This is a genomic window from Streptomyces sp. MP131-18 (genome assembly GCF_001984575.1).
In the GTDB taxonomy this organism is placed as follows: domain Bacteria; phylum Actinomycetota; class Actinomycetes; order Streptomycetales; family Streptomycetaceae; genus Streptomyces; species Streptomyces johnsoniae.
On the sequence record NZ_LZNS01000001.1, the window covers coordinates 3,338,689 to 3,345,855 of the forward strand.

Sequence of the window (7,167 nt, forward strand, 5' to 3'; positions counted from 1 at the left end):
GGGGCTTCGGCTTCGCCGGCTCCCTCGTCGGCATGCTCGCCGCCACCGGACTCGTCTTTGCACCCGGCGCGCGCGCGGACGAGAACGAGGACGAGTGCGACCTCATTCGAGGTGCCGCGCGGGACTACTGCGAGGGGGATGAGGAGTCCGGGGGTGGTGGCGGGCAGGGTGACCTGGATGCGCTCGATGTCTCGCTCGATCCGCTGTGGTCGCTCGCCCGGGGCTGTGCCGATGCCGCCGCCTGGGTCGTCAACGAGCTGTCCGAGCTGGTCGATTCGACGACCGCCGTCGACTTCACCAACACCTCCTTCCTCCGCCAGTACGCCGTCGTCTTCGCCGCCTCCACGGTGCTGACGCTCATCCTCTGGCTGCTCGCCATCGTCAAGCGCGCCATCCGCGGCGTGCCGCTGACCACCGCGCTGACCGAGGCCGTCGGCTTCCTGTGGCTGACCGTCATGGCCTCCGCGTTCACGCCCCTCGTCCTCTACGTCGTGGTATCCGCTACCGACGGCGTCACCGATGCCATCGTCGCGGGCACAGGGGACAACTCCGAGGCGTTCTTCGGCGGCTTCGCCGCCGCGCTGGAAGCCGGCGACGACATCGGCGGCGGTCCGATCGTGCTGATCCTGGTGTCCCTCATCTCCATCCTGGCCGCCGGCGTGCTCGCGCTCGAGCTGGTGATCCGCGCCGCGATGCTGTACGTCGGCGCGCTCCTGGGCACGGCCGTCTACGCGGGGCTGGTCGACAAGAATCTGTGGGGGCACGTCCGCAACTGGGCGGGCATCATGATCGCGGTCATCCTCATCAAGCCGGTCATCGTCATCGTCCTCGGTCTCGCCGGGGCACTGACCACCAGCGACGACGGCGGTCCCACCGCGGTCTCCTCGATCATCTCCGGTCTCTCGATCATCCTGCTGGCCATCTTCGCCTCGGCCATGATCTACCGCTTCGTTCCCGGCTTCGGCGACGAGATCGTCAACCACCGCGCGATGCGCCAGGACACCTCCAGCCGCGCCGCCAAGGCCGCCGTGTCCACCCCGGCTTCGATGCTGCGCCAGGGCATGAGCACCCACGGCGGCCGGGACGGGGGCGCCGGCGGCGCCGCGGGCGGGGGCGGGCAGGGCGCGGCCCGCCCGGCCAACCCGCTGGCGGGCGGCGTCGCGGCGCACGGCTCGCGTGCCGGCCAGTCGGGTTCGTCCTCGTCTTCGGCGTCCAGCTCGGGCGGCAGCAGCCGCACCGGTAATCAGGGCAATCGAGGAGGCAGCCGGTGACCACGCCACCCCACACTCTCACCCGCCGCCGGACCTACCTCATCGGCCGGGGCCGGCCGCAGGCCATCGTCGGCAGAAACCGCGAGACGGGCGAGATCGCGCTCATTGTCGTGGGCGCGTTCCTGGGCATGGTCAGCGGTCTCGTCATCCCCAACCTGACCCTGCGCATCGTCGGTCTTGCGGGCTTCCCGTTGCTCGCTCTCGCCGCGGTGTACATGCCGTACCGGGGCCGCACGTTCTATAGGTGGTTCGAGATCACCCGCAGCTTCCGCCGCACCCAGCGGCACGGCGCCACGTACCGGTCCGGTGCTCCCGAGGCCGGCATCACGCTCGACGGCCGCGAGGCCGAGGTAGGGGCGCCGCACGGCGTCGGCCGGGTGCGGTGGCTTGCCGCGGCCTTCGGCCCGGACGAGCTGGCCGTCCTGCTCCACACCGACCGCAAGACGATCACAGCCGCCATCGAGATCGAGGGCCCGGGCGTCGGGCTGCGCGACAGTGAGGACCAGGAGGCGCTGGTCGAGCGGTTCGGCACGCTGCTGAAGCACGTGGCGAACGGGGACGGCCACGTCACGCGCCTTCAGATGCTGGCGCGCACGCTGCCCGCCGACCCCGACGCGCACGCCAATGACGTCCGCGAGCGCGGCGACGACGGCTCCCCGCCCTGGATTCAGAATTCGTACGAGCAGCTGGCGTCCATGGTGTCGACGTCGAGCGAGCAGCACCGCGCCTACCTCGTGGCCTGCATGCACCACTCGCGCGAGCTGAGCAACGAGGCCCAGACCATTGCCCGCGCCGCCAGGACCGGCAGGCGCGAGAGCCGCAGCCGCCGCATGTCCCGCGACGAGGCGCTGGCCATCGTCATGGCGCGCGAGCTGACCGACATCTGTGCGCGCCTCACGGAGGCCGACATCCGGGTGCGGCAGCCGCTCGGCGAGGCGCGGCTCGCCTCCCTCATCCACTCGATGTACGACCCGGACCACCCCATCGACCACATCCAGGCCATGTCGAAGCGCAACGCCTGGCCGGCCGAGCTGGACGCCAGGGAAGCGACGTACCTTCAGGCCAAGACCCGCGAGTCGGACACCCGTGAGCCCTGGTGCCACGCCACGGCCTGGGTCAAGGAGTGGCCGATGACGCCCATCGGGGTCAACTTCCTGGCGCCTCTCCTCGTGCACACCCCGGACGTGATCCGCACGGTCGCCGTCTGCATGGACCTGGAGCCGACGGAAATCGCCATCGAGCGCATGCTGACCGAGAAGACCAACGACGAGGCCGAGGCTTCGCGCGCCGCCAAGATGAACCGGACGGTCGACCCGCGCGACGTGGCCGCGCACGGCCGTGTCGACCAGCGCGGCGACGACCTGGCCTCCGGCGCCGCCGGGGTCAACCTGGTGGGCTACATCACCGTCTCCTCGCCGCACCCGGAAGCACTTGCCCGGGACAAGCGCACTATCCGTGCGTCCGCGGGTAAGTCATATTTGAAGCTCGAGTGGTGCGACCGCGAGCACCACCGCGCGTTCGTCAACACGCTTCCGTTCGCCACGGGCATCAGGCGATGAGGACCCACGCGCGCACGAGCCCCCCGGGGAAGGAGGTGCCGCCATGCCGCCCCGCGATCCGCTGAGCGCCATCACCGAGGCGTTCACCAGCCTGCTGTTCGGCAGGACCGAGACCACCCGGCTGCCCGTGCGCACCTCCACCGGGCAGGCCCAGGCCGTCTACCTGCCCACCGCCGCGCCCGGCCTGGGCGACTCGGGCGTGATCATCGGCCGCGAGGTCTACTCGGGCAAGGGCTACATCTACGACCCGTTCCAGCTGTACGGCCAGCAACTGCCCGCCCCGCACTGGCTGGTGCTCGGCGAGTCGGGGAACGGCAAGTCCGCGCTGGAGAAGACGTACGTGCTGCGTCAGCTCCGGTTCCGCGACCGGCAGATCGTCGTGCTCGACGCGCAGGGCGAGGACGGCGTCGGCGAGTGGAATCTGATCGCGCAAGAGCTGGGCATCACCCCGATCCGGCTCGACCCGATGGCGACCCTCGACTGCAACGTCCGCCTCAATCCGCTCGATCCGGCGATCACGACGACGGGCCAGCTCGCCCTGCTGCGCACCATCATCGAGGTCGCGCTCGGCCGGCTGCTGGACGAGCGGTCCGGTTTCGCGCTGAAGGTCGCCCACGCCTACGTCAACCAGACGACCACCGACCGGCAGCCGATCCTCACCGATATCGTCGAACGGCTGCGCCACCCGCTGCCCGAGGCGGCCGACGCGATGAACGTGGCGCTTGAGGACGTGCGCGCCTGGGGACTTGACGTCGCGCTGGTCCTCGACCGCCTCGTCGACGGCGACCTGCGCGGCATGTTCGACGGCCCGACGACGGTCGGCATCGACCTCGACGCCCCGCTGATCGTCTTCGACCTCTCGCACATCGACCGCAATTCGATCGCGATGCCGATTCTCATGGCGATCGTCGGCGTGTGGCTGGAGCACACCTGGATCAGGCCCGACCGGAAGAAGCGGATCTTCCTGGTCGAGGAGGCCTGGCACATCATCAACTCGCCTTCGGTGGCACAGCTGTTCCAGCGGCTGCTGAAGTTCGGCCGCCGGCTCGGCCTGTCCTTCGTCGCGGTGGTCCACCACCTGTCCGACGTCGTGGACGGCGCGGCGGCCCGGGAGGCGGCGGCGATCCTCAAGATGGCCTCCACGCGCACGATCTACGCCCAGAAGTCCGATGAGGCGAGATCCACCGGTCAGGTCCTCGGCCTGCCCCGGTGGGCGGTGGAGATCATTCCGACGCTGACCCCGGGCATGGCGGTGTGGGACGTCAACGGGAACGTGCAGGTCGTCAAGCACCTGGTGACCGAGACGGAGCGGCCTCTGGTCTTCACCGACCGCGCCATGACGGAGTCCTCCTCGATGGTTCTGGCGGAGGAGCAGCTGCCCACCGCCGAGGACCCGTTCGAGGCGGAGACGGAGGCGCGGGTGATGTCCTTCGAGAAGCGGCAGGGCGTCGGCTAGGACGGGGCGGGACAGCTGATGGCGTATGACGAGCGCGCACGGCGCGCACCGGCCGGACCGTCGCCGGCCCGCCGCGGCGGCGGGGTGCCGGATGCCCTCCTGGTCGGGACGCTGGCGTTCCTGGTCGGCATCACGGCACTGACGTGGACGGCGACCGGCCTGGCCGGCTGGCTGCGGCACGGTGCGTGGCCGCCGGGCGTCACCTTCCTGGAGACGGCGCACGCGATGCGCTCGTTCCTGACCGCACCGGGCGACGTGGCCGCCGCCTGGCCCGAAGCGGACCCGGCGGAGCTGCCCGGTGCGGCGATGCTGTGGCTGGTGTTCCTGGCGCAGGTGGTGCTGCTGTTCACCGCCGTGCTGTGGGTGTCGATCCGCGTCGCGCGGTGGCGGGCGGGGCGGCACCCGGCCGAGCCGGTCAGCCCGGCAGCCGAGGCGCCGCCGGAGCCCGTCGGCCCGTGGAACGTTCCGGACACCTACGTTCCGGACACCTACGTTCCGGACACCTACGTACCAACTCAGGGCCTTCCCGCGCGGGAGGCACCGGCCGCGGAGGTGCCGGTGGAGCGGGCGGCCGAGCCCGCGCCGCCCGGCCCGCCCCCGGAGACCCGCGACCCGGTCGCGGCGGTCCAGGCCGCCCCGCCGGGTCTCGTCGTCCTGGACCCGGACGGCCGCCTGTGGACGAAGACGGCGCGCCAGCGCGGCCGGCACGGCCCGGTACACGTCTACGATCCCGGCCACGTGACGGACGCCCCCGTGCGGCTGCGCTGGGCGCCGCACCGCGGCTGCGAGGACATGGCGGTGGCCAGGGCCCGCGCGAACGCCCTGCTGGCGCCCGTCCGCCCCACCGAGCCGATCTTCCAGCTGGACGCCGAGACCGCGGAAACCCTGCTGCGCTGCTACCTGCACGCCGCCGCACTCGCCGGAGAGCCGGTCACGCAGATCCACCGGTGGGCGCACGGCAGGTCGGGAGGCGAGCCGGGCAAGATCCTGCGCACGCACGCACGCGCCGCGGGCGGCGCGGCCATGGAGCTGGAGAGCACCCTCACCGGGCACCCGGGGCGCCGGGACGCGGCCCTCGGCCTGATCGGCCGGGCGCTCAGCGGCCTCGACCAGCTGCACATCAGGCAGGCGTGCAGCCCCGGTCGCGTCGACGCCCTGGCCCTGGACAACGTGTCGGGCGAGGGCGGAACGCTGTACGTGGTGGGCGACCACAAGGAGACGGCCGGTCTGCGCGGGGCGCTGGTCGCGGCGATGACGGCCGACCAGCCGGGCCTTGAGGTCGTGGACGTACACGCCCGCTGACGCACATCCCGATGCCCCGTTCACCGCTGCTGTGCGCACGGACGGCTTCGATGCGGCCTACCCGCCGGGCCGCCGGTCGGCGCCGTGCGTGGGCGGTGTCCAGTGCGCGGGGTGTGCCAGGGCCGCGGGCAGGCGTGTGGTGGCGTCGCCCCTGGCCGCGTCGAGCTGGGCCTGCGTCAGGAAGATGCTGCCGGTGAGGTCGGCGCCGCTCAGGTCGGCGTCCCTGAAGTCGGCGCCGATGACGTCCGCCGTTCTGAGGTCGGCCCGCGTCAGGTCGGCCGCGATGAGCCGGGCGCCCCGCAGGCTCGCGCCGCGCAGGTCGGCGCCGCGGAGCCGGGCGCCGATGAGGTCGGCGCCGCGGTGGTTCTTCTTCCGTCCCGGCACGCCCGCGCGCGCCAGCTCGCCGGCGCGCAGCAGCAGCGCGTTGACGTCGGCGCGGAGCGCGGCGATGTCGAGCGCCAGGAGCGACTCTGGGTCGCCGTCGGCGCGCTGCCGGAGGTCGCGCGCCGCGCGGCGCAACTGCGGGTGCACGGGCGCGGCCGCGGGAAGCGCCAGGGCTTCGGTGGCGTACCACAACAGCTCATGGAGGGCGCGCATCACGGGGAACACCTGGAACATCCGCCCGGCGGTCTCCGGCGTCCGCCGCCAGTCCCGCCCGCCGAACGTGACCGCGGAGACTTGCTGGCCCGCCCCGAAGCAGTCGAAGACGGTGCACCCGACCCAGCCGCGGTCGCGCAACTCGGTGTGGACGCCGCAGCGGAAGTCCTCCCGGAGGTTGCCGCACGGACGGCCGGCGTCCTTGTCGACGGGGAAGTCGGCGGACGCGGCGAAGGGCAGCGCGACGCAGCACAGCCCGAAGCAGTTGGAGCAGTCCGCGCGCAGGTCGGGCGGCCGTTGCGGGGCGGTCATTGCTCCTGGACTCCCTGTCCGGTCTTCAGGGACAGCTCGTACGCCTGGAGCGAGGGATCGCGCGGGTCGCTGTCGGTGTCGCCGGTCGGCTCGAATCCCAGCGAGGCGTAGAACTTGGCGGCTCGCGGATTGTTCTCGTGGACGCGCAGCCGGACTTCGTGGCCGTCGGCCCAGTCGATCGCGGCGCGCATCAGCTCGCGGGCGAGTCCCGTGCCGCGGTGATCGGGCAGCATGTAGACCCCGACGACGTACACGCGACCGGAACGGATGAATGCGCCGACCATTCCGCCCCACACACCGGTCTCGGACTCCCCGATGAACGTGACGCTTTCCCGCCCGGAGGCCCGCCTTTCCCACTCCCCCTGGGTCAACTGAACGGCCTCTTCGTACGGTTCGTAGAAGGCCACCGGTGCGACAGGGTCCTGGAGGGCGGCAAGGCGGAGCTCACGCAGCCGCTGCCAGTCCTCGCGGCGCGTCTGCCGGATGCTGTACGCCATGCGCCGATAGTCGCACCCCGCCTCGCCGACCGCAATGTCCTTTACCATCCGCAGACGATGAGATGGCATACGAATAGGGCCCGTCGCGCTGAGTGCGACGGGCCTCACCCGTATTTCAAATAATTGTCCGGCGGTGTCCTACTCTCCCACACGGTCCCCCATGCAGTACCATT

6 protein-coding genes are annotated in these 7,167 nt (G+C 71.8%); 4 read left to right on the top strand and 2 right to left on the bottom strand.

Going from position 1 to position 7,167, the window contains the following annotated elements:
* The first annotated feature begins 32 nt into the window (after positions 1 to 32).
* The 4 genes from STBA_RS14865 to STBA_RS14880 are packed head-to-tail and all read left to right on the top strand — an operon-like array spanning position 33 to position 5,588.
* Positions 33 to 1,271, top strand: a complete 1,239-nt coding sequence (locus STBA_RS14865) for a hypothetical protein (RefSeq protein WP_253195233.1) — start codon at positions 33 to 35, stop codon at positions 1,269 to 1,271.
* Positions 1,268 to 2,830, top strand: coding sequence for an SCO6880 family protein (locus STBA_RS14870; protein WP_077059710.1), 1,563 nt, complete (start codon positions 1,268 to 1,270; stop codon positions 2,828 to 2,830). Before STBA_RS14865 ends, STBA_RS14870 begins: the two co-directional genes overlap by 4 nt.
* Before the next feature lie 43 nt (positions 2,831 to 2,873).
* Entirely contained in the window at positions 2,874 to 4,286 is a 1,413-nt protein-coding gene (locus tag STBA_RS14875; RefSeq protein WP_077059711.1) for an ATP-binding protein, read from the top strand.
* Between the two features lie 18 nt (positions 4,287 to 4,304).
* Complete coding sequence (locus STBA_RS14880; protein WP_077059712.1) at positions 4,305 to 5,588, top strand: hypothetical protein; 1,284 nt, start codon at positions 4,305 to 4,307, stop codon at positions 5,586 to 5,588.
* A gap of 57 nt (positions 5,589 to 5,645) precedes the next feature.
* On the opposite strand, the gene STBA_RS14885 is transcribed toward STBA_RS14880, so the two are convergent.
* Both STBA_RS14885 and STBA_RS14890 read right to left on the bottom strand, forming a co-directional pair.
* Positions 5,646 to 6,497, bottom strand: coding sequence for a pentapeptide repeat-containing protein (locus tag STBA_RS14885; RefSeq protein ID WP_077059713.1), 852 nt, complete (start codon positions 6,495 to 6,497; stop codon positions 5,646 to 5,648).
* Positions 6,494 to 6,994 (bottom strand): GNAT family N-acetyltransferase, encoded by a 501-nt coding sequence (locus STBA_RS14890; RefSeq protein ID WP_077059714.1) that lies wholly within the window; start codon positions 6,992 to 6,994, stop codon positions 6,494 to 6,496. The genes STBA_RS14885 and STBA_RS14890 overlap by 4 nt, the downstream gene beginning before the upstream one ends.
* Positions 6,995 to 7,167 lie beyond the last annotated feature (173 nt).

Bases quoted from the DNA above. Each gene is read 5' to 3' on its own strand.
- STBA_RS14880 (WP_077059712.1), top strand. From the start codon at position 4,305: ATGGCGTATGACGAGCGCGCACGGCGCGCACCGGCCGGACCGTCGCCG.
- STBA_RS14890 (WP_077059714.1), bottom strand. From the start codon at position 6,994: ATGGCGTACAGCATCCGGCAGACGCGCCGCGAGGACTGGCAGCGGCTG.
- STBA_RS14865 (WP_253195233.1), top strand. From the start codon at position 33: ATGCTCGCCGCCACCGGACTCGTCTTTGCACCCGGCGCGCGCGCGGAC.
- STBA_RS14875 (WP_077059711.1), top strand. From the start codon at position 2,874: ATGCCGCCCCGCGATCCGCTGAGCGCCATCACCGAGGCGTTCACCAGC.
- STBA_RS14885 (WP_077059713.1), bottom strand. From the start codon at position 6,497: ATGACCGCCCCGCAACGGCCGCCCGACCTGCGCGCGGACTGCTCCAAC.